Source organism: Hoeflea sp. TYP-13, assembly GCF_040932035.1.
Classification (GTDB): Bacteria; Pseudomonadota; Alphaproteobacteria; order Rhizobiales; family Rhizobiaceae; genus Hoeflea_A.
In genome coordinates, this window is the sequence record NZ_JBFRBB010000001.1 from 728,719 (window position 1) to 749,407 (window position 20,689).

18 protein-coding genes and 1 tRNA gene are annotated in these 20,689 nt (G+C 58.7%); 15 read left to right on the forward strand and 4 right to left on the reverse strand.

What is annotated here, in order from left to right; genetic code table 11:
* Positions 1-2: 2 nt before the first annotated feature.
* Positions 3-968: a 2Fe-2S iron-sulfur cluster-binding protein gene (locus ABVT35_RS03370; protein WP_368464863.1), complete on the reverse strand. Its 966-nt coding sequence runs from the start codon at positions 966-968 to the stop codon at positions 3-5.
* Positions 969-1,256: 288 nt separating this feature from the next.
* Between ABVT35_RS03370 and ABVT35_RS03375 the strand changes: the two genes are divergently transcribed.
* The 9 genes from ABVT35_RS03375 (at position 1,257) to ABVT35_RS03415 (ending at position 12,094) form a co-directional block, all read left to right on the forward strand.
* Positions 1,257-1,757 (forward strand): MarR family winged helix-turn-helix transcriptional regulator, encoded by a 501-nt coding sequence (locus ABVT35_RS03375; RefSeq protein ID WP_368464864.1) that lies wholly within the window; start codon positions 1,257-1,259, stop codon positions 1,755-1,757.
* A 50-nt stretch (positions 1,758-1,807) separates the two neighbouring features.
* Positions 1,808-3,958 (forward strand): thiamine pyrophosphate-dependent enzyme, encoded by a 2,151-nt coding sequence (locus ABVT35_RS03380; RefSeq protein ID WP_368464865.1) that lies wholly within the window; start codon positions 1,808-1,810, stop codon positions 3,956-3,958.
* Position 3,959: 1 nt separating this feature from the next.
* Entirely contained in the window at positions 3,960-5,531 is a 1,572-nt protein-coding gene (locus ABVT35_RS03385; RefSeq protein WP_368464866.1) for an indolepyruvate oxidoreductase subunit beta family protein, read from the forward strand.
* Between the two features lie 111 nt (positions 5,532-5,642).
* Positions 5,643-6,287 (forward strand): helix-turn-helix domain-containing protein, encoded by a 645-nt coding sequence (locus ABVT35_RS03390; protein ID WP_368464867.1) that lies wholly within the window; start codon positions 5,643-5,645, stop codon positions 6,285-6,287.
* A gap of 95 nt (positions 6,288-6,382) precedes the next feature.
* Positions 6,383-7,279, forward strand: coding sequence for a glutamine amidotransferase family protein (locus ABVT35_RS03395; RefSeq protein WP_368464868.1), 897 nt, complete (start codon positions 6,383-6,385; stop codon positions 7,277-7,279).
* 3 nt (positions 7,280-7,282) lie between these two features.
* A complete protein-coding gene (locus tag ABVT35_RS03400) occupies positions 7,283-7,969 on the forward strand; it encodes a protein GlxC (protein ID WP_368464869.1) in 687 nt (228 codons plus the stop codon).
* A gap of 10 nt (positions 7,970-7,979) precedes the next feature.
* A complete protein-coding gene (locus tag ABVT35_RS03405) occupies positions 7,980-9,296 on the forward strand; it encodes an FMN-binding glutamate synthase family protein (RefSeq protein ID WP_368464870.1) in 1,317 nt (438 codons plus the stop codon).
* Between the two features lie 46 nt (positions 9,297-9,342).
* A complete protein-coding gene (glnT, locus tag ABVT35_RS03410) occupies positions 9,343-10,650 on the forward strand; it encodes a type III glutamate--ammonia ligase (RefSeq protein ID WP_368464871.1) in 1,308 nt (435 codons plus the stop codon).
* 217 nt (positions 10,651-10,867) lie between these two features.
* Entirely contained in the window at positions 10,868-12,094 is a 1,227-nt protein-coding gene (locus tag ABVT35_RS03415) for an adenylate/guanylate cyclase domain-containing protein (protein WP_368464872.1), read from the forward strand.
* Positions 12,095-12,098: 4 nt separating this feature from the next.
* Here ABVT35_RS03415 and ABVT35_RS03420 read toward each other — a convergent pair whose 3' ends face one another.
* Positions 12,099-13,007 carry a DMT family transporter gene (locus tag ABVT35_RS03420; protein ID WP_368464873.1) on the reverse strand — a complete coding sequence of 303 codons (909 nt, stop codon included), beginning with the start codon at positions 13,005-13,007 and terminating at the stop codon, positions 12,099-12,101.
* 163 nt (positions 13,008-13,170) lie between these two features.
* Here ABVT35_RS03420 and ABVT35_RS03425 point away from each other — a divergent pair, with 163 nt between their 5' ends.
* From ABVT35_RS03425 to egtB, 4 genes are all read left to right on the forward strand, one after another.
* On the forward strand, positions 13,171-13,617 hold the full coding sequence (locus ABVT35_RS03425) for a hypothetical protein (RefSeq protein WP_368464874.1): 447 nt from the start codon (positions 13,171-13,173) through the stop codon (positions 13,615-13,617).
* 5 nt (positions 13,618-13,622) lie between these two features.
* A complete protein-coding gene (locus tag ABVT35_RS03430) occupies positions 13,623-14,192 on the forward strand; it encodes an RNA polymerase sigma factor (RefSeq protein ID WP_368464875.1) in 570 nt (189 codons plus the stop codon).
* Complete coding sequence (locus tag ABVT35_RS03435; RefSeq protein ID WP_368464876.1) at positions 14,189-14,536, forward strand: hypothetical protein; 348 nt, start codon at positions 14,189-14,191, stop codon at positions 14,534-14,536. Before ABVT35_RS03430 ends, ABVT35_RS03435 begins: the two co-directional genes overlap by 4 nt.
* Before the next feature lie 399 nt (positions 14,537-14,935).
* Positions 14,936-17,194, forward strand: a complete 2,259-nt coding sequence (egtB, locus tag ABVT35_RS03440) for an ergothioneine biosynthesis protein EgtB (protein WP_368464877.1) — start codon at positions 14,936-14,938, stop codon at positions 17,192-17,194.
* Positions 17,195-17,383: 189 nt separating this feature from the next.
* On the opposite strand, the gene ABVT35_RS03445 is transcribed toward egtB, so the two are convergent.
* Together ABVT35_RS03445 and ABVT35_RS03450 are read right to left on the reverse strand one after the other, a co-directional pair.
* The gene (locus ABVT35_RS03445; RefSeq protein ID WP_368464878.1) at positions 17,384-17,656 is read right to left on the reverse strand and encodes a hypothetical protein; all 273 of its coding nucleotides are present in this window, start codon (positions 17,654-17,656) and stop codon (positions 17,384-17,386) included.
* Positions 17,657-18,060: 404 nt separating this feature from the next.
* Positions 18,061-18,134 (reverse strand) — tRNA-Gln (locus ABVT35_RS03450).
* A gap of 204 nt (positions 18,135-18,338) precedes the next feature.
* On the opposite strand from ABVT35_RS03450, the gene ABVT35_RS03455 reads away from it, so the two are divergent.
* The gene (locus ABVT35_RS03455; protein ID WP_368464879.1) at positions 18,339-19,937 is read left to right on the forward strand and encodes a Ppx/GppA phosphatase family protein; all 1,599 of its coding nucleotides are present in this window, start codon (positions 18,339-18,341) and stop codon (positions 19,935-19,937) included.
* Positions 19,934-20,641, forward strand: a complete 708-nt coding sequence (locus tag ABVT35_RS03460; protein WP_368464880.1) for an RlmE family RNA methyltransferase — start codon at positions 19,934-19,936, stop codon at positions 20,639-20,641. Before ABVT35_RS03455 ends, ABVT35_RS03460 begins: the two co-directional genes overlap by 4 nt.
* Positions 20,642-20,689: the final 48 nt, after the last annotated feature.

The window sequence follows — 20,689 nt, forward strand, 5'->3', positions numbered from 1 at the left end:
GTTTATAAATCCAGTACCAGCCTGTCCGATTTCGCCCGCGATACGCAAATCTGCATGACATCGTTGGCGGCGCGCTCGTCATCGGTCAGGATGACGTCGCGATGATCGGGGATACCCTCCAGAACGTCCGTCTGACAGATGCCGCAGTCGCCACGCTGGCAATCGTAGATCAGATCGACACCGGCTTCCTCCAGAACTTCGATGATCGACTTGTCCGGAGGGATTGTAAACACCTCGCCGGTCGAGCTGATCTCGACCTCGAACGATCCGCCGGCCACCTGTTCATCGTGTTTGCTGAACAGTTCGAAATGGACGTGATCCTTGTCGAAGCCGCAATCGTGGGCCCGTTCTCGCACCGCCTCGATCATGCCGCGCGGGCCGCAGACATAAATGTGACTGCCGGGTTCAACGGATGTCACGAGACCGGCAAGGTCAACCGCCGTGTCCGGCTCGTCGTCGCAATGGATGGTGAGGGCATCGCCGCACAGCGCCGCGAGCGGTTCGACAAATGCAAGGGCGTTTCTCGTGCGGCCGCAATAATGGAATTCGAAGGACTGGCCCTTTGCCTTCAGCTCGGAGGCCATCGAGATAATCGGCGTGATGCCTATGCCGCCGGCAATGAGCACGATGCCGACGTTCTCGCTTGTCACGCCAAACTGGTTTTCGGGGCCGATTGCCGTGACGGCATCGCCCTCTTTGAGCCCGTGCATGTAACGCGAGCCGCCGGCGCTGTCCTCTTCCAGCCGGACACCGAGTTGATAGGACGCGGGATCCGTCGTTGCCTCGCTCGAAGCATCGGCATTGACGAGAGAATAGGGGCGCTCTCCGCCATCGGGCAGTTGCACCTTGATATGCGAGCCTGCGGTGAATGACGGCAGCGCCTCATCGTTTTCTTGAGCAAGCGTGATGGCTCTAATCTGCGGCGTGACCGCCTCGCTTTTCGTAACGACAAGCCTGAGTTCCGGCATTTTTACATCCGCGTCCCTGAAGGTGGTGGCGTCCGCGCGCCATTTCGCACCTGAAATATGCTTGATCGCAAATTCTTCTGTCAAGCTTTAAATATAAAATATTTTGTTTGCATATATATCGGCTTCAAAAATGTCGGGCGACTTTTCTCTTGAATTTTACCGGAAAAGGTGGATTAATGAGAAAATATTATGTCTCGTGGGTGGAAAGCGTGATGGAAAGTCACATCAAGATGATTGCAAATGCAATTATTGTGGCCACGGATGCTCCCACGGTGAAACGGTGTTGTCATGAATGAAAACGCGCTCCGCTCGGATCAGGTCTTTGATGAGGTGTCGATACCGAAGACGATCGGCGAAATCGGCCTGCAGAACTTTGTACCCTATCTGCTGAACCGTATTACGGGGCGCTACAATCAAAGCCTTCAGGACAGCCTTGGAGAAACGGGACTGTCGGTTGCGAAAATGCGGACCCTTGCGGTGCTGTCGGTGGTCGACGGCCTCATGACCAATGAACTGTCCGTCTATGCGGTGATTGAACAATCGACGTTGAGCCGCACATTGGATGCGCTGGAAGGCGAAGGTCTGATCCGGCGCGAAGCCGGTGCCAGGGACAGCCGCGTGCGTCACATATACATCACGCAGGATGGGCGCGACGCCTTTACCAATGTCTGGCCAATACTGGCGGAAGCCTACCAGGCGATGTTTGCCGGAATTCCGGCGGACGAGCATGACCGGTTCGTCGGCACGCTCAACAAAATACTACGCAATATCCGCAAGCACGAGCTCTAGAGCGCTGATCAAAGCGCCTGCGGTAAGGGATACGGACACAAGGGGAAGGCATGGCTGAGCGATCTTTCGCAAAGGAAGTTCAAAAGCTGAAGATGGGTGAGGGCGACATCTTTCGCGGGGAGGGCATTCTCGCCATCACCAAGGCGCTTCTGGAAAACGGCGTCGGCTATGTCGGCGGCTATCAGGGCGCGCCCATCAGCCATCTGATGGATGTTCTTGCCGATGCGCAGGAGATCCTCGGCGAACTTGGCGTGCATTTCGAGGCAAGCGCTTCTGAAGCCGCGGCCACCGCCATGCTGGCCGCCTCCGTTCATTACCCTATACGCGGTGCCGTCACCTTCAAGTCGACGGTCGGCATCAATGTCGCCTCCGACGCGCTCGCCAATCTGTCTTCCGGCGGTGTTGCCGGTGGTGCGCTGATCATCGTCGGCGAGGACTATGGCGAGGGTTCGTCCATCATGCAGGAGCGCAGCCACGCCTTTGCCATGAAGAGCCAGGTCTGGCTGCTTGACCCGCGCCCGAATCTTCCGTCGATCGTTAAATCGGTCAAGGACGGTTTTGAGCTTTCGGAAGCGTCCAACACACCGGTCATGCTGGAGGTGCGCATACGCTCGTGTCATGTCCACGGTCAGTTCGAGGCGCACGACAACAAAAAACCCGAGATGAGTGTGGCGGATGCGCTTGAAAATCCGCGTCGCGATGCACAGCGCGTCGTCCTGCCGCCTGCCGCCTTCCAGCACGAGCAGGACAAGATCACAAAACGTCTGCCGGCGGCAATTGAATTCATTGAGAAAAACAAACTCAATGAGCTCTTCGGACCGGATGATGAGAAGGTCGGGATCATCCTGCAGGGCGGCATGTATAACGGTGTCATTCGTGCGCTGCAGCGTCTTGGCCTTGCGGATATCTATGGCGACACCAAAGTGCCGCTTTACGTAATGAACGTCACCTATCCGCTTATCGACAGCGAGGTTACGGCATTTTGCGAAGGCAAGGACGCGGTGCTGGTGGTGGAGGAGGGCCAGCCGAACCATATCGAACAGGCTATCGGCGCGATACTGCATCAGGCTGGCGCTTCCACCCGGCTTGTCGGCAAGGGACCGTTCCCGGTCGCCGGCGAATATACCGGCCAGGTCATGCTCGACGGTCTCCGCGCCTTCCTGAAAGATCATGCGGCCGGCCTTTTATCGGACCGTGACCGTGCGCCCAATGTTCCGGCGGCTGATGTCGTCGGCAATCTTGCCGACGTGGTGCCGATGCGTCCGCCGGGCTTTTGCACCGGTTGCCCGGAGCGGCCGATCTTTGCCGCAACCAAGCTGGTTGAACGCGAACTCGGGCAACATCACATCGCCTCCGACATCGGCTGTCATCTGTTTTCGGTCCTGCCGCCCTTCGACATCGGCGCGACGACCATGGGATTTGGTCTTGGGCCCGCCTCGGCTTCCGCATTCAATACGCCCGATGCCACCCGGCGCTCCATATCCTTTGTCGGCGACGGCGGCTTTTGGCACAACGGGCTGACCTCATCTATCGGCAATGCGGTTTTCAACCGCAATGACGGCGTCATTGTCGTGGTCGACAACTATTATTCCGCCGCGACCGGGGGGCAGGACATTCTGTCTTCGCGCGCGGATAACCGCACAAAATCCACCAAACACCCGATTTCGGAAGCGGTGAAGGGCGTCGGCGTCAAATGGGTGCGCGAGATCGACCGCACCTATGATGTCGGCAAAATGGCGAAAACGCTGAAAGAGGCTCTGACGACCCCCGAAAAGGGGCCGAAAGTCATCGTCGCATCTTCGGAATGCATGCTGAACCGACAGCGGCGCGAGCGTCCGCTAACAAACAAGGCCATCGGCAATGGTGAGCGGGTGGTCAAACCGCGATTCGGCGTCGATGAGGATGTGTGCACGGGCGATCACGCGTGTATGCGCCTTTCCGGCTGCCCGTCCCTGTCGGTCAAGAAACTCGATGATCCGCTGCGCGACGATCCGGTTGCCCATATCGATCAGAGCTGCGTCGGATGCGGAAATTGCGGCGAGGTTGCCGATGCGGCGGTTCTATGCCCGTCTTTTTATCGTGCCGATACGATTCACAATCCGAACGGCCTCGACCGTTTCCTCGACCGGTTGCGCAAACGGGTGATCGATTGGATGCAGGCCCGGCGCGAATCCCGGCAACTGATCTTCCGGGAGCAATAGGATGAATGTCGGCAAGCATCCGCAGGTGAAATCCCTCGGCGTAAAGTCCGATGGTGTCGACACCACTGGCGATATCATCAAGCTTGCGATGCTGGCTGTCGGCGGCCAGGGCGGCGGCGTGCTTTCGGACTGGATCATCGATGTCGCTGAAAGCAACGGGTACCGGGCCCAGTCCACATCGGTTGCCGGCGTGGCGCAGCGTACCGGCGCGACGATCTACTATGTCGAAATGACGCCAGACACGGGGCGCGAACCGGTTTTTTCGCTGACACCGGCGCCGGGTGACGTCGATATCATGATCGCCGCCGAACTGATGGAAGCGGGCCGGTCCATCCTGCGCGGTTTCGTAACCCCGGACCGCACCACGCTCATCATGTCTTCGCACCGTATATTGGCGGTTTCTGAAAAAATGGTGCCGGGCGACGGGCGGCGCGATTCCAGCAAGGTGATTGAACGGGCGCAGTCGGCCGCGAAGAAGGTTGTCGCCTTCGACATGGAACGCGAGGCTCTCGACGCCGGCACGGTCATTTCGGCGAGCCTCTTCGGCGCGCTTGCCGGCTCCGGCGCGCTTCCGTTTCTGCGCGAGAGTTACGAAGAAACGATAAGGGCCGGCGGACGCGGGGTCGATGCCAGCCTTGCGGCATTCGGCGCCTGTTTCGAAAAAGCCGCATCGAGTGATGGGGCCTCCTTGCCGGGCGTGCAAAATGAAACTTCGCCAGACAAACCAGCGCCCCGGATCGAGGGCCCCTCAGAATTGCTCGACCAGTGGAATGCCCTGACAGCACGGACACAACAACTGCCCGATGCGGTCCAACCGATGGCGCTTGCCGGGCTGCATAAGGTTGTCGATTACCAGGACGTTGCCTATGGCGACGCTTATCTTGAACAGGTCGAACGGGCAGTCGCCGCTGACAGTGCAAACCGCGATTGGAAGTTCAGTACCGCGGCGGCGAAATATGTCGCCAACGCCATGGTCTATGACGATATCATCCGCGTTGCCGATCTGAAGCTTCGCAGCGCCCGGACAAAACGCGTGCGCGACGAGGTTGGCGCGGGTAAGGACACGATCCTTAATGTCACCGAGTATTTCCATCCGCGCGCGCAGGAGGTTTGCGGCACGCTTCCGGCCGGGCTGGGACTTTTCATCGAGAACCGGCCGACGCTGTTCAGGCTTCTCGACAGGCTGGTCAATCGCGGCCGCCGCATCCGAACCGACAGTCTGACCGGCTATTTTTCCCTCTGGGTTCTCGCGGCACTGAAACCGGTCCGCAGGCGGTTGCGCCGTCACACGGTGGAGGCCGATCATCGCGACAAATGGTTTGCGCAGGCAATGTCCTCCTGTGCCAGTGATTATGACCTTGGCGTTGAGGTTCTCAACTGCCGCAGGCTGATAAAGGGATATTCTGACACCCACGCACGCGGCCAGTCGAAATTCGATCTGGTCATGTCTGCGTTGGATCAGCTTGCCGGAAAGTCAGACCCTGCGAGCTTGCTCAGGCACTTGCGGGAAGTGGCGCTCGCCGAAGAAGGCACCGGTTCGCTTGAAACGGAACTGGCGCTGCTCAGGACTTGAGCCGGGGCAACGAAATCGAATTCAGCAGTCACTTAGGTTGGTGAAATGATGACTTCGCGCGTATAAGCATTACCTGACACGGAAGATTTCTTGGCTGAAAGGAAACCTGGATTGTCGGAAAAAAGCGCTGCGCTCAAACAAAATCCGCATCGGCTGGAGCGGCTTGACAGACCGGATGAAAAAACCCTGGAACTGTCGATCGGACGCGAAGTCAAGGCTTTCCGCAAGAAGCTCGGCCTGACCGTCGCTGACCTTTCGGACGCCACCGGTATTTCCATCGGCATGCTCTCCAAGATCGAGAACGGCATGACATCACCGTCGTTGACAACGCTTCAAACGCTTTCGGCTGCGCTGGGCGTGCAGATCTCAAGCTTTTTTCGCGAATATGAGGAAACACGCAGTGCGGTCCACGTAAAGGCCGGTGAAGGGCTGGAAATCGAGCGCCGCGGATCACGTGCTGGCCATCAGTACAGCTTGCTGGGTCATCTAGGCGGCAATTCCAGCGGCCTGATGGTCGAACCATACATGATCACGCTGACCAGTGACTCGGATGTGTTTCCAACCTTTCAGCATGACGGGCTTGAATTTCTGTACGTTCTGGAGGGCGAAGTGGAATACCGGCACGGCTCCAACGCCTATCATCTGAAGCCCGGCGACAGCCTCTATTTCGATGCCAACGCACCGCACGGCCCCGATAAACTCCTGCAGCTTCCCATCCGGTTTCTGTCAATCATCTCGTATCCGCAGAAAGATTAAATATTCCTAGCAGGAAATTTTTATTCCTGGCTATTGCGTGACCTCCGCGACTTCTCTATGCTTGCCGCAGAGACTTTTGTCAGTGGAGACAGGCAATGTGCGGAATAGTTGGGCTATTTCTGAAAGATGCGTCGTTAAAGCCGCAATTGGGTGAGCTGCTGTCGGACATGCTGGTGACGATGACCGACCGCGGTCCCGATAGTGCCGGCATAGCCGTCTATTCGGATACGGACGGTAAAAGCGGCAAGATCACCCTGCAGTCGGATCGGCCAGACGAGGATTTTTCAGCACTCGAAAAAACGTTGGCGGATGCCTCGGGCGGCGCGGCCAGCATGGTGCGAAACGACACCCATGCGGTAATCACCGCCCCGGCAGAGGCGCTGAAAAAGATTGAAGCGCATCTGGCAAGCGCGCACCCCGGCCTGCGGGTCATGAGCCGCGGCGAAGCCATGGAAATCTACAAGGAAGTCGGCCTGCCGTCTGATGTGGTCGACCGTTTCGGCATCCGCTCCATGCAGGGCAGCCACGGCATCGGCCACACCCGCATGGCAACGGAGTCCGCCGTCACCACGATGGGCGCGCACCCGTTCTCGACCGCCACCGACGAATGCCTGGTGCACAATGGCTCGCTGTCGAACCACAATTCGCTGCGCCGTAAGCTGGTGCGCGAGGGGCTGCGTTTCGAAACCGAAAACGACACCGAAGTCGGCGCTGCCTATATGACCTACCGCATGCAGAACGGAGCCAATTTGGGTGAGGCACTGGAGGATTGCCTGAGTGCGCTCGACGGTTTCTACACTTTCGTTGTCGGCACCAAACGCGGTTTCGGCGTGCTGCGCGATCCGATTGCCTGCAAGCCGGCGGTGCTCGCCGAAACCGATCGTTACGTGGCCTTCGGCTCGGAATACCGGGCCCTGGTAAACCTGCCGGGTATTTTGGACGCCCGGGTCTGGGAACCTGAGCCCGCAACCGTTTACTTCTGGGAGCACTGATTTATGCCGATACTGGATATGTCCACGTGCTCGCTACGCGAGCTCAACGCAACGCTTCAGGAACAAAAAACCGGCACGAATAATACCGAATGGGAGGTGCTGCACCCGCGTGGCTCCCACGCGGTCGCCGTCGGTCTGGATGGACCGCTGACCGTGACCGTGCGGGGCAGTACCGGCTACTACTGCGCCGGAATGAACAAGGAAGCGACAATCCTGATTGACGGTTCGGCAGGTCCGGGCGTTGCCGAAAACATGATGTCCGGCAAGGTCGTCATCGAGGGCGACGCCAGCCAGTATGCCGGCGCGACCGGCCGCGGCGGAACGCTTGTCGTTAAGGGCAATGCTTCCTCGCGCTGCGGCATCTCGATGAAAGGCATCGACATCATCGTGCACGGCAATGTCGGGCACATGTCGGCCTTCATGGCGCAATCGGGCAGTCTTGTTGTCTGCGGCGATGCCGGGGATGCGCTCGGCGACAGCCTCTACGAGGCGCACCTGTTCGTCAAAGGCTCAGTAAAGTCGCTCGGCGCCGACTGTATCGAAAAAGAGATGCGTCCCGAGCATCTCGAGCTGCTGGCCGAACTGCTTGAGCGTGGGGAGGTCACGGGCGCAAAGCCTGAGGACTTCCGCCGCTATGGTTCGGCCAGGCAGCTTTACAATTTCAACATCGACAATATCGACGCTTATTGAGGGGCATGACATGGCAAAACCGATTACCCTCCCACGCCAGCCATCGACCTTCGATGAATATACCAATTCCGAAATTCGCCGTGCGGCGGCCACCGGCATCTATGACATCCGCGGCGGCGGAGCCAAGCGCTATGTGCCTAATTTCGATGATCTTCTGTTCCTCGGGGCATCGGTTTCGCGGTATCCGCTTGAGGGCTATCGTGAGACCTGCAACACCAAGGTCACGATCGGAACGCGCCATGCGAAAAAGCCGATCGAGCTCGATATACCGATTACCATTGCCGGTATGAGCTTCGGTGCGCTTTCCGGCGGCGCCAAGGAGGCGCTCGGGCGTGGTGCCTCGGCGGCAGGTACGTCCACGACAACCGGAGACGGCGGAATGACGACGGAAGAACGCGGTCATTCCGATAAGCTCGTCTATCAGCTCCTGCCGTCGCGCTACGGCATGAACCCGGACGACCTGCGCCGCGCCGACGCCATCGAGGTGGTGGTCGGCCAGGGCGCAAAGCCCGGCGGCGGCGGCATGCTTCTGGGCCAGAAGATCAGCGACCGCGTTGCCGAAATGCGCGACCTTCCCAAGGGCATAGATCAGCGCTCAGCCTGCCGTCATCCCGATTGGACAGGCCCGGACGACCTTGAGATCAAGATCCTGGAACTGCGCGAGATCACCGGCTGGGAAAAGCCGGTTTACGTCAAAGTTGCCGGATCACGCCCCTATTACGACACCGCGCTGGCGGTCAAGGCCGGCGCCGACGCTGTCGTCCTTGACGGCATGCAGGGCGGCACGGCCGCGACGCAGGAAGTATTCATCGAACATGTCGGGCAGCCGACACTTGCGTGTATCCGGCCCGCCGTTCAGGCGCTGCAGGATCTCGGCGTGCATCGCGAGGTGCAGCTGATCCTTTCCGGCGGCATCCGCAACGGCGCCGATGTGGCTAAGGCGATGGCGCTGGGAGCCGATGCCGTATCAATCGGTACGGCCGCGATGATAGCGATCGGCGACAACGACCCGCACTGGGAGGAAGAATATCGCAAGCTCGGAAGCACGACAGGTGCCTATGACGACTGGCATGAGGGTCAGGACCCGGCCGGAATCACCACCCAGAACCCGCAACTTGAAAGACGGCTTGATCCGATAGCCGCCGGACGCAGACTTGCCAATTATCTGAAGGTGATGACACTGGAGGCCCAGACCATTGCGCGTGCTTGCGGAAAGAGCGATCTTCGTAACCTCGAGCCGGAGGACCTTTGCGCACTGACCGTCGAGGCGGCGGCTATGTCGGGCGTTCCTCTTGCAGGTACCAGCTGGATACCGGGGCAGGAATAATACTGAGGGCATAAGGAAAATAAACGACAGGGATTGGGAGCACACCATGGCGAAAGATCTGGCCGCCTTTGCCAAGGCAAACGGCATCAAATACTTCATGATTTCATTCACCGACCTGTTTGGCGGTCAGCGCGCCAAGCTGGTTCCGGCCGAAGTAATCGGCGAAATGCAGGAGGAGGGAGCCGGCTTTGCCGGTTTTGCCTCCTATCTGGACATGACGCCGGCGCACCCCGACATGCTCGCTGTTCCCGATCCCGACAGTGTTATCCAGCTTCCGTGGAAACCCGAGGTCGCCTGGGTTGCGGGTGACTGCATGATGGATGACGAACTTGTCGCACAAGCGCCGCGCAATACTCTAAAGCGTCTTATTGCTGAAGCTTCAGGCGAGGGCATGCGCATCAAGACCGGCATCGAGGCGGAATATTTCCTGACGACGATGGACGGCACGCAGATCTCCGATCCCCACGATACAGCCGCGAAACCCTGCTACGACCAGCAGGCGGTGATGCGCCGATACGATGTTATTGCGGAAATCTGCGACTACATGCTGCAAATGGACTGGGGCCCGTACCAGAACGACCACGAAGACGCCAATGGCCAGTTCGAAATGAATTTCGCCTTCGATGACGCGCTGGCGACCGCCGACAAGCACTCCTTCTTCAAGTTCATGGTCAAATCGATTGCCGAGAAGCACGGTCTTCGCGCTACCTTCATGCCGAAGCCCTTCGAAAACCTCACCGGCAACGGCTGTCACGCACATATCTCGGTCTGGGACGAAAGCGGCAGCAACAACATCTTTGTCGACGATTCCAGGGAACTCGGGCTGTCCGATTCAGGCATGAATTTTCTCGGCGGCATCATGAAGCACGCTGTCGGCATGACGGCGATCACCAATCCAACGGTCAACTCGTACAAGCGCATCAACGCGCCGGTAACGACATCCGGCGCCACCTGGTCTCCCAACACGGTCACCTGGAGTGGTAACAACCGCACCCACATGGTGCGTGTTCCGGGTCCGGGACGCTTTGAGTTGCGGCTGCCCGACGGCGCCACCAACCCCTATCTCCTGCAGGCCGTGATCATTGCCGCCGGCCTTTCCGGCATGCGCTCCAAGGCCGATCCGGGTAAGCGTTACGATATCGACATGTATGCCGAAGGCCATCTGGTCACCGATGCACCGCGCCTGCCGCTCAACCTGCTCGACGCGCTCAGGGCAATGGATGCCGATACTGATCTCAAAGCCCTGATGGGCGACGAGTTCTGCTCTGCGTTCCTGAAGCTCAAGAACAAGGAATGGAACAGCTTCGTAACGCACTTTTCCAATTGGGAGCGCGATCATACGCTGGATGTCTGAGGTTTGAGGCCAAACGACAGCTTGATGCAGTAACCGGTTGAGATGCCCCGATAAACGTCGATTTCCGCTTGTGTTATGCTGAGCCGGGGTAATGTCGTCCGGCCCGGTACAAATCGGCCTGATGAAACCTCGGATTTGCGTTTGAGGGAGTGGGCACGTGCTAACCCGCTTTATTCGCATCGGTCACGCGCGCGAAGATTCTGAACGCGAGAAGCGATTGAAATCGATTTTCGCGCTGATACTGATCTGCGTGATATTCATGGATCTGGAATATGTGCTGTTCCGGGATCGTTCGGTGGTCGAGCTGACAACCGACGCGTGGATTTTTGCGGCCTGCGTCACCGCTCTCGTCATCATGCATCTGACCCGAAGGATGGATGTGTCCTATGTGGTTTTTGCCTGCATGATGATTCCTGTTTTCATGTTCGAATTGTGGATCGCCGGAAACAAACACGGGGCGCTTTACACATTTGCGATATTTTCGATCTGGACGATTGCTGCTGTGGGGCCGAAGGCCTCCATTCCCATGTTCATCGTCTGTGTCGCGGTGGTGATCATTTCGGTAGCCATTGAACCGTATCTTCCCAGGATGCGCACGGAATTTGCCATGACAGCCAGCAATCCGGAGGGCTGGCTCTTTCACAATCCGCAGAAGGAGCCTATCGGCCGGGATGAGGCGCTGACATTTCTGTTTGGCCTGTCAATTCTCTATGCCGGCATGTATTCCGCGCAGAGTGCGCTCAATCAGGCCAATCGGCGTATCGAGCATTTGTTGGTGAATGTCCTGCCACCTAGCATAGCAGCGCGCCTGACGGAGCGAGATGAGCATGATTTCCTGGACGGTGGTGCGACCATCGCTGATGCGCATGACGAGGCGACCATTTTATTTGCTGACATTGTCGGATTTACAGAGATTTCATCGAAAATCCCACCCGATGAGGTCGTGGCATTGCTGGACCGCATATTCGGCACCTTTGACGATCTTGCAGAGCTTTACGAAGTGGAAAAGATCAAGACCATTGGCGATGCCTACATGGCCGTGTGCGGCCTTCCGGAACCGAATACGCATCATGCGGTAAACATTATGGAAATGGCGATCGCTATGCTCGATGCCGTCAGCCGCATCCGCACGGAATCCGGTTCGCAGATCCACCTTCGTATTGGCATCAACACCGGGCCGGTCGTTGCCGGCATCATCGGCCGCCGGCGCTTCCTCTACGATTTGTGGGGCGATGCGGTCAATACGGCGAGCCGCATGGAAAGCCATGGCGAAGCCGATACGATCCAGGTCGGCCGCAATACCTACGAAGCGCTCAAGGATGCATATGAGTTTCGCGCCCTCGGCAATATCAAGGTAAAGGGGAAGGGCCTGCTGCCCGCATGGCAACTCATCGGGCGGCGCCGCATCGCGCCGCTCGAAGGTGGAGACGCCGCGGCAATATAATCGCTCAGATTTCGGCCGCGATACGTCTGGCCACGACCTGCTCGCGGAAAATCACATAAAGACCGGCACCCACCGTTATCAGGATGCCGAGCGCTGCAAGCGCATTGGGCAGGTCGCGAAACACCAGCCAGCCGATGAATGTGGCGAATGGAATCTCCAGATACTGCATCGGCGCCAGCGTCGCCGAAGGTGCGAAGCGCAGCGACCAGGTCATTAAAAGATGCGCTGTCGTTCCGAGAATACCGAGTGCGGCAAGCAGCAGCGTGTCATCGAAGCTCGGCTTGATGATTTCCAGCGGCTGCAGGTCGACGCCGCTGAAGAGCCACAGCAGTACCGCCAGCAACACGCTGCCCAGTATACCGTTCGATACCTGCAGGCTGATCGGGTCGATTTCCTTGGCGATCTGCCGGGTCACCAGCATGAAAAGCGAAAAGATGACGGCGACCGCCAGCGGCAGCAGCGCCGGCGGGCCGACCGCTGCAAAATTCGGCTGGATCACCAGCAGCGTGCCAACGAAGCCGACGGCACAGGCAGCCAGCCGGTGCGGACCGACTTCTTCGGAAAGGACGAATTTGCCGAGCAGGAGCATGATGAACGGCATGACGAATGCGATCGCCACCGCATCGGCAAGCGGCAGGAAACGCAAGGAAGCAAACATCGCCCCGACACCGACAATATGCAGCACAGTGCGTATACTCATCAGCCAGAAAACCCGGCGCGTCATGCGCAAGGTGCGGTCCGTCAGCAAAACGAGCGGCAGGAGTATCAGTGCCTGCATCGCAAAACGCACCAGCAGAAGCTGGCCGAGCGGAACGGTATTGCCGAGCAGCTTGGCGATGGAATCACCCAGCGGTGCAAGAACGCAAAAACCGATCATCAGGAGGATGCCGAGAATTGGCCGGTCCGAAATCATTGCGCGACGTTAGTGAGATGCCGATGCAATTGCAATCAGTGAGCGTGTGATGATTGTATTGTACGGCCTGTTTCGAGCACGAAAAAAAATCGATCCCGGTGCATCCAAACCGTATCGCGCTGCATCTCTAAGGACAGAAACCTCTTAAACTCAGGAGAGTGAAATGGAAGGAATGAGCGGTATGGCGGGCGTCGCTGCCGGATTGGGTGCCTTTGGATTTTGGATTTTCCTGGCAGCGGTTGTTATTGCAGGCATCTGGTACGATATCCGCAAGAAGGAAGTCCAGCACGAAACGCTGCGCCGGATCATGGACAGTGATCAGAAAATCGACGAAGCACTCTTGGACAAACTCCTGTCGGCAAGTTCGGGCGGCAGCCGGCGGCTCGAGCGTGAGCTGAGGATTTACGGCGTCGTGACACTGTTTACCGCACCCGGACTGGCACTGCTGGGCTGGATTCTCGGGTTTCAATTTCCGCCGGCGATGCTTCCCATATTGGGCGCGTCCGTACTGGTTCTGTTTGTCGCCGTTGGTCTTCTGGTGGCTGCCGGCGTAGTCGGTCGCGATCAGCGGGAAGGCGAGACTGTCTCCGGCAAGCTGGGCAGGGGTTAAGTTTCTTGCCCACGGCTCGAGACGACTATTCGAAAAGTCCGGAAAGTCTGGTTGTCGGGCTCGCGCAGACCGGCGATCACAGGGCATTTGAGGAATTGGTGCGCCGTCGCCAATCGTGGATCCGCAATCTGATGCGCCGCTGCTGTGGCGATCCCGTGTTGGCGGACGATCTGGCGCAGCAGGTGTTTTTGCAAGCATGGCGAAATATCGCCCGCCTGCAGAAACCAAGCAGTTTCGGCGCCTGGCTGAAGCGGCTGGCCATCACCGCCTGGCTGCAGCACAGCCGCAGAAACGACGCCCTTCGCGATGCCGAGGTCCATGAGGAAGCCGACCTGCCCCACGAGGGCACAACCGGCGTTGCCATGGACCTCGATCGCGCCCTGTCGACCTTGCCTGATCCGGTTCGCCTTTGTGTCGTGCTGTCCTATCACGAGCGCATGACCCACGGCGAAATCGCGGAACTCACCGGTCTTCCGCCCGGAACGGTAAAATCCCACATCCGGCGAGGCGCGGAACGCCTGCGGCAGCGCCTGTCCGCATACCGGCAAACACACAGTTCAGAGGAACTATCATGACAGATGACCGCGACCCCAAGCTGCAGGCCCTGTTCGCAGAGGCCGAAGAGGATCTGTCCGCAGGCGACTTTACCGCAAATGTGATGAATGACGTCGCCGGGCTGAAACGCCGCGCGCTCATTTTGCGCCTGTGTGCAGGCCTGGCACTGGTCGCCTGTGCCTGGCTGCTCGCCATGCCGCTTCAGGATGCGGCCAGCCATTTGTCGCAAGGCCTGATGACGCCATTGATCGGCCTGGAGAACCCATTGCTCGCACAGCTCCTTTTGCCGCTCAACAACGTTGCCTTTCCGATCGCGCTGGCATTGCTGGGGTTGCGCTTCATTCGTCGCAGGCTGTTTTCGTAATTCGCAACGCATCGATTTTATGGGAAAATAGTACGGCTGTATTGGACCATGTCCGGCTGCCGCGCCAGCGCATTGTAGGCTCATCACCTGAAAAGATCCGAAGCCGGATCCGCCCCAACCTGCAATATGGTCTCCTGACAAAACGCTGTCAGGAGGGTGGCGGCTGTAACCTTTACGCCTGCTCACAGCATCTTAGTTTAACAGCGGTTCACAGAAATTGAGCCTTGCAGTCGGACCGGCGCCCTATTTCACCGTCAAGTTGCAGAAGACGACCTGGAGATGCGGAAGCGGCGTGCCGTCATTGTAAGCCGTAACATACTGATAAAAATCATAAAGGAGGCGAAGCCTCACCAATAGGCATGTCATGTAATCCCAATCCAAGATCGAGGACTTGAAACAGTGACACCTGAAAAAAACACAGTAATTTCAACCCAGACAGGTATCAACTTTTACAATGCAGTCCGCGCCCGCAGCCGGACTTTGGTGGAGGGCCTGTCGCCGGAAGACATGACCCTGCAGTCGATGGAGGACGCCAGCCCCGTCAAATGGCATCTGGCCCATACGAGTTGGTTTTTCGAGGAGTTCATCTTAAAGCCTCGCGTTGCGGACTATGTCTCACCCGACGACCGTTTCGCTTTCCTTTTCAATTCCTACTATGTCCAGGCCGGTCCGCGGCACACACGCTCAAAGCGCGGTCTCATTTCCCGTCCGACCGTGAAGGAGGTATTCGCATACCGCGAACATGTCGACGAAGGAATGCGGCAATTGCTGTCGCAGTCCCGCGATGATGCGGGCGAGATCCGCGATCTGACAGAGCTTGGATGCCACCATGAAATGCAGCACCAGGAACTGCTTGTTACCGACCTCCTGCACGCGCTTTCCCACAATCCTTTGATGCCGCCTTACCGTGTGCCGGAGCCGATCGGTCTGGCAACCGAGCGCCCACTCGGCTGGATCGATCACGAAGGCGGACTGGTCGAAATCGGCCATGCGGGCGAAGGTTTTGCCTATGATTGCGAAGGGCCGCGCCACAGGACCTACCTTGAACCGTTCCGGCTTGCCTCGCGTCCGGTGACCAACCGTGATTGGATCGGCTTCATGGAGGATGGCGGCTACGAAACAGCGACGCTGTGGCTTTCGGACGGCTGGGCGCGACGGCTGAAAGAAGACTGGGACGCACCGCTTTACTGGTGGCGGCAGGATGATGCCTGGTGGAGTTACACGCTGCGCGGACCGCAGCCGGTCAATCTTGACGCGCCGGTGGTTCACGTCAGCCATTACGAGGCCGATGCATTCGCCCGCTGGGCCGGCAAACGCCTGCCGACCGAGGCCGAATGGGAGGTGGTCGCCCGGGATCGCCCGATCCGTGGCAATTTTCTGGAGGACGCCAACTACCGGCCGATGCCGGCCAGCCTTCGCGCAAAACGCGCGACGCAGGACGAGCAGTTCTGGGGTGATGTGTGGGAGTGGACGCAAAGCCCGTTCACGCCCTATCCCGGTTTCCGTCCGCCGGAAGGCGCGATTGGCGAATATAACGGCAAGTTCATGTGCAACCAGTTCGTGCTGCGTGGCGGCTCCTGCGCGACACCACTGGCACAGATGCGCCCCACTTATCGAACCTTCTTCTATCCGCACCAGCGCTGGCAGATGCTGGGCCTGCGCCTGGCCGATGACGGCGGTAAAACCGATGGCACTAGTAAATATTTTCATACGGCCAGGGCTCCTGCCAAGACATCCAACCAGCAGGACGGTGGCTTTGCCGGATCGGTCCTTTCAGGATTGAAGGGCGAGCGCAAGACCATTGATGCCAAGTGGCTCTATGATGCGGCGGGCTCGGCGCTTTTCGACCGGATTACAGAGCTTGATGATTATTATCCGACACGCACCGAGACCGGCATATTGAAGAACAGGGCCGCCAGCCTTGCGGATTACACACCCGCAGGAGCCGCACTTGTCGAACTCGGCAGCGGATCCAGCGTCAAGACCCGTCTTCTGCTCGATGCAATGCCGTGGCTGTCCGCCTATGTGCCCGTGGATATATCGGGCGAGCATCTCGATGGGGCGGCAGGCCGGCTGTCCGCCGACTACGGTGCGCTTGATGTGCATCCCGTAGCCGCCGATTTCACCGGCGATTTCGCATTGCCGCCGGCCCTTGAAGACAGCGCCAAACTGCTGTTTTTTCCGGGATCCACAATCGGCAATTTCGAGGTGGATGAAAGCATTGAACTGATGCGGCGACTACGCGCGATAGACAATGTCTCGGCGTTTGTGATCGGTATCGATCTCGTCAAGGACCGCAAGACGCTGTTGCGTGCCTATGATGACGGCGAGGGTGTAACTGCGCGGTTCAACCTCAACCTGCTGACCCGCATCAACCGTGAGCTCGGCGCCAATTTCGATCTTGCCGGCTTCCGCCACCAGGCGTGCTGGAACGAGACGGAAAGCCGTATCGAGATGCATCTCGTCAGCCGCCGCCGCCAGGAGGTCATGGTTGCAGGAGAAACGATCGTCTTTAAGGAGGACGAGACAGTCCACACGGAAAACTCCCACAAATATACCTCCGCCCGTTTCGAGCAACTTGCGGAAAAGGCCGGATGGAACCTTGCGGAGCTGTGGACCGACGAGAAGAAGCATTTCGGCGTAGCGGTGCTAAACTAGTCGATTGCCAAAAAAGTAAGACACCGGCGGTCTACGCGGATCGCCGGCCCTTCTAAGGAACCGTGAGATTCGAAGCGAAGGCTGTTCGAACCTCGCATGGAAGCGCGGTAACGGACCGCATCCGGAACCTGATCGATCGGTGCAATCGAAGGTGTGGAAAGCCTGTCCGCGGCAACAAATTGCGCGGCGTCAGGACAGCCCGCTCAGCAATTTGGTAAGTGTGCGTTCGATTTTCTCCAGCGAGGCAACAAGAAGCTTGTGCCTCTTTGCTGCTGTTTTTGACACATCAGAGTAGTAGGATTGCAGCTGTTTCGACAGCTCATCGTGCGTTATACCGACCAGGCCGGCCACCGAATCGCAGTTAACACAGACGAGAACCGGCAGAAAATGGGGCACGTCACTATCGCGTACATCTCCTATTCTGAATCCGTCTTCTGAGTTGCAAAATCCACATTTGGCCATGCGTTTATCCTTGTCATGTCCAGATTCGTTCGGAACCAAACAGACCAACGCCGCGGCAACGAGTCGATAAACCTTAGTGCCATCCGGGCCTGTTTGCGCGGGGATATGCACAGCATTGCCATGGTCGTGAAAGTGGTCGACGGCGATACGTTCGAAGCCAGGTTCGATCCTGATTTTGATATCCGCGTCAAAAATGTCCGTATACGTCTCGCCGGCATTGATGCACCTGGAAACCGTGGCGTGGAAGGGGAGAGTGACAGATCAGTCTGTCGCGGTCCAAGGTGCGGGCTGACGGCGGACGTAAATCTGCCGGTTCATGCGCCTGGGGAACAGGTTTGCAACAGGAAAAACAGCAATCAGCCTGTCTCGCTTCTTCTTAAGCGTTGTTTTTCTGATGAAAAATTTGGCTGGGGAACCTGGATTCGAACCAGGACTAACGGAGTCAGAGTCCGCGGGTCTACCGTTAACCTATTCCCCAACGGCGCGTGTTAGCGCGGCGGCGTTATAGACAAAATTATAGCGCGATGTAAATGCCGGCGCAAAAATAATTTTAACGCCATTTCTGCGGCCGTCCAAAAATCATTTGGTGTTATATGACCGCGCTGTTACAGTTTCCCCAACGAAGAACAGATAAGCGCCCGCTGCCGCTATTTTTGCCTGGCGCGGCGCGACAGGAAATAAAGTGACAGACCCCGCAGACGACGCATCCGCGTCCGGCAACGGGGCGCTGAGAACTGGCGAGGTGAACGGGCACGAACGCGATGTTCGGTCCCGCGAGGACGGCGCGCAAGGGATACCATCCCCCGATGCCAGAACCGCCAGAGAGCCCGGATCGCAAGGCGAGGACGGGAGCCGGCGCTTCGAAAATGACAGACAAAAGGCTGCCGGTGACAGGCCGGACGAGCGCGGCGTATTTTCACAAAATTCCGACAAAAAACGGCGCCGCCGGCGTTCCAGGCGCGGCAAATCCGGTCGCGGTCAAAATGCCGGCCAGAACAAGGTCAACGGTTCAACGGACGAGGCGCGCGATCCGCATGGCGCCTCGCACAAACGCCGTGCAAGGCCGGTGCACTGGAAGGATGGCGCCGGCGAAGCGAAGTCCGCCGACGGGGCCGGCGCTCAATCCGCCAAACCCGGACAGGGACAGCAGTCCGGCCGCAACTCCAAGCATTTCAGGGGCAAGCGCTATTCCGGCAATGCGCCGCTTTATGCAGCGCTTGATCTGGGCACCAACAATTGCCGCCTGCTGGTTGCACTGCCGACCAAACCCGGCCAGTTCCGGGTGGTTGATGCCTTTTCGCGTATTGTGCGGCTCGGTGAAGGGCTAGGCGCCTCGGGAAGGCTGTCGCAGGCGGCTATGGACCGCGCCGTTGACGCGCTGAAAGTCTGCGCCACGAAACTGGAAAACCGGCCTGTTCGCCGTCACCGCCTCATTGCGACCGAGGCCTGCCGTTCGGCCGCCAACGGCGCCGAGTTTCTGGACCGGGTCAAATCGGAAACCGGTCTTGACCTGGAAATCGTCAACCGCGAAACCGAAGCGCGCCTTGCGGTTTCGGGCTGTTCGTCGCTGGTCGGGCGCGAAACCGATGGCGTCGTCCTGTTCGATATCGGTGGTGGATCGTCGGAAATCGCCGCCATCGACCTGTCCGGAAGCCGTTCCAACCGGCTGGCCAATCACATCGCCGCCTGGACATCACTTCCCGTCGGCGTGGTAACGCTTTCAGAGCGCCATGGCGGCCGTGACGTCACAAGCCAGATCTTTGCCGATATGGTTGAAGAGGTTGCCGATCTCCTGGAAGGTTTCCGGTGTCCCGAGATTCCGGGCTGCAATGGCACCAGGGACGGTGTGTTTCACCTGCTTGGAACTTCCGGGACGGTGACGACACTTGCAGGCGTACATCTTGACCTGCCCCGTTACGACAGACGGCGTGTCGATGGCTTGTGGCTGAGCAGCCGCGACGTCGACCGCATGACCGAAAAGCTCCTGTCATGGGATTTCCACGCCCGCTCCTCCAATCCGTGCATCGGATCGGACCGGGCAGATCTGGTGCTGGCCGGTTGCGCCATCCTTGAAGCCATCCGCCGGCGCTGGCCGTCGGAGAGGCTGCGGGTCGCGGACAGGGGACTGCGCGAAGGATTGCTCACTGAAATGATGGCCGCGGACGGCATCTGGCGACGGGGCAGAGGGCGGCGAAACTATTACAAGCGCCAGCAGGGCCAGGGGCCAAAGCGCGGACCGAGGCCGGGGGAACGGCCGGAACCGAAGGAAACCGGGCGATGACGCGATCAACCGCCGGAAACAGGACCGGGCGCAAGCTTGGTCAAAGAGTGAAAAAGCGCGGCAAGCTGAAGGCATCGTCACGCCGCTGGCTGGAACGGCATCTCAACGATCCTTATGTGCAGCGTGCAGAGCTTGAGGGCTACCGCGCTCGGTCCGCCTTCAAGCTGCTGGAGATTGACGAAAAGCACAAGATCCTGCGCGGCGCCAAGCGTATCGTCGATCTTGGTTCGGCGCCGGGAAGCTGGTCGCAGATCGCCGCAAAGGTGACCGGATCGAGCGATGCGGACCCAAAGGTCGCCGCCATCGACTTTCTGGAAATGGATCCGGTTCCGGGCGTCAAATTCCTGCAGATGGACTTTCTTGACGATGAAGCGCCCGGCAAGCTGATCGAAGCCTGCGGCGGCGCGCCGGATCTGGTGATGTCGGACATGGCGGCGCCGACGACGGGCCACCGCCGAACCGATCATCTGCGCACCATGCACCTTTGCGAGGTAGCGGCCTATTTTGCTGTTGACGTGCTTAATGAAGGCGGCCATTTCCTCGCCAAGACCTTCCAGGGCGGCACGGAAGCGGACCTTCTCAACATGCTGAAGAAGAACTTCAAGCAGGTGCTGCATATCAAGCCGCCGGCAACACGCGCCGAATCGGTTGAAATGTATCTTCTGGCCAAGGGCTTTCGCGGCAGGGACGAAGAGGCCGAATAGTCCTGAAATGCGCTTGGGGTGCGGCTTTTGACGGCTTCACGGCCCGGC

Bases quoted from the DNA above. Each gene is read 5' to 3' on its own strand.
- ABVT35_RS03370 (WP_368464863.1), bottom strand. From the start codon at position 968: ATGCCGGAACTCAGGCTTGTCGTTACGAAAAGCGAGGCGGTCACGCCG.
- ABVT35_RS03375 (WP_368464864.1), top strand. From the start codon at position 1,257: ATGAATGAAAACGCGCTCCGCTCGGATCAGGTCTTTGATGAGGTGTCG.
- ABVT35_RS03380 (WP_368464865.1), top strand. From the start codon at position 1,808: ATGGCTGAGCGATCTTTCGCAAAGGAAGTTCAAAAGCTGAAGATGGGT.
- ABVT35_RS03385 (WP_368464866.1), top strand. From the start codon at position 3,960: ATGAATGTCGGCAAGCATCCGCAGGTGAAATCCCTCGGCGTAAAGTCC.
- ABVT35_RS03395 (WP_368464868.1), top strand. From the start codon at position 6,383: ATGTGCGGAATAGTTGGGCTATTTCTGAAAGATGCGTCGTTAAAGCCG.
- ABVT35_RS03400 (WP_368464869.1), top strand. From the start codon at position 7,283: ATGCCGATACTGGATATGTCCACGTGCTCGCTACGCGAGCTCAACGCA.
- ABVT35_RS03405 (WP_368464870.1), top strand. From the start codon at position 7,980: ATGGCAAAACCGATTACCCTCCCACGCCAGCCATCGACCTTCGATGAA.
- glnT (WP_368464871.1), top strand. From the start codon at position 9,343: ATGGCGAAAGATCTGGCCGCCTTTGCCAAGGCAAACGGCATCAAATAC.
- ABVT35_RS03420 (WP_368464873.1), bottom strand. From the start codon at position 13,007: ATGATTTCGGACCGGCCAATTCTCGGCATCCTCCTGATGATCGGTTTT.
- ABVT35_RS03425 (WP_368464874.1), top strand. From the start codon at position 13,171: ATGGAAGGAATGAGCGGTATGGCGGGCGTCGCTGCCGGATTGGGTGCC.
- ABVT35_RS03435 (WP_368464876.1), top strand. From the start codon at position 14,189: ATGACAGATGACCGCGACCCCAAGCTGCAGGCCCTGTTCGCAGAGGCC.
- ABVT35_RS03445 (WP_368464878.1), bottom strand. From the start codon at position 17,656: ATGGCCAAATGTGGATTTTGCAACTCAGAAGACGGATTCAGAATAGGA.
- ABVT35_RS03460 (WP_368464880.1), top strand. From the start codon at position 19,934: ATGACGCGATCAACCGCCGGAAACAGGACCGGGCGCAAGCTTGGTCAA.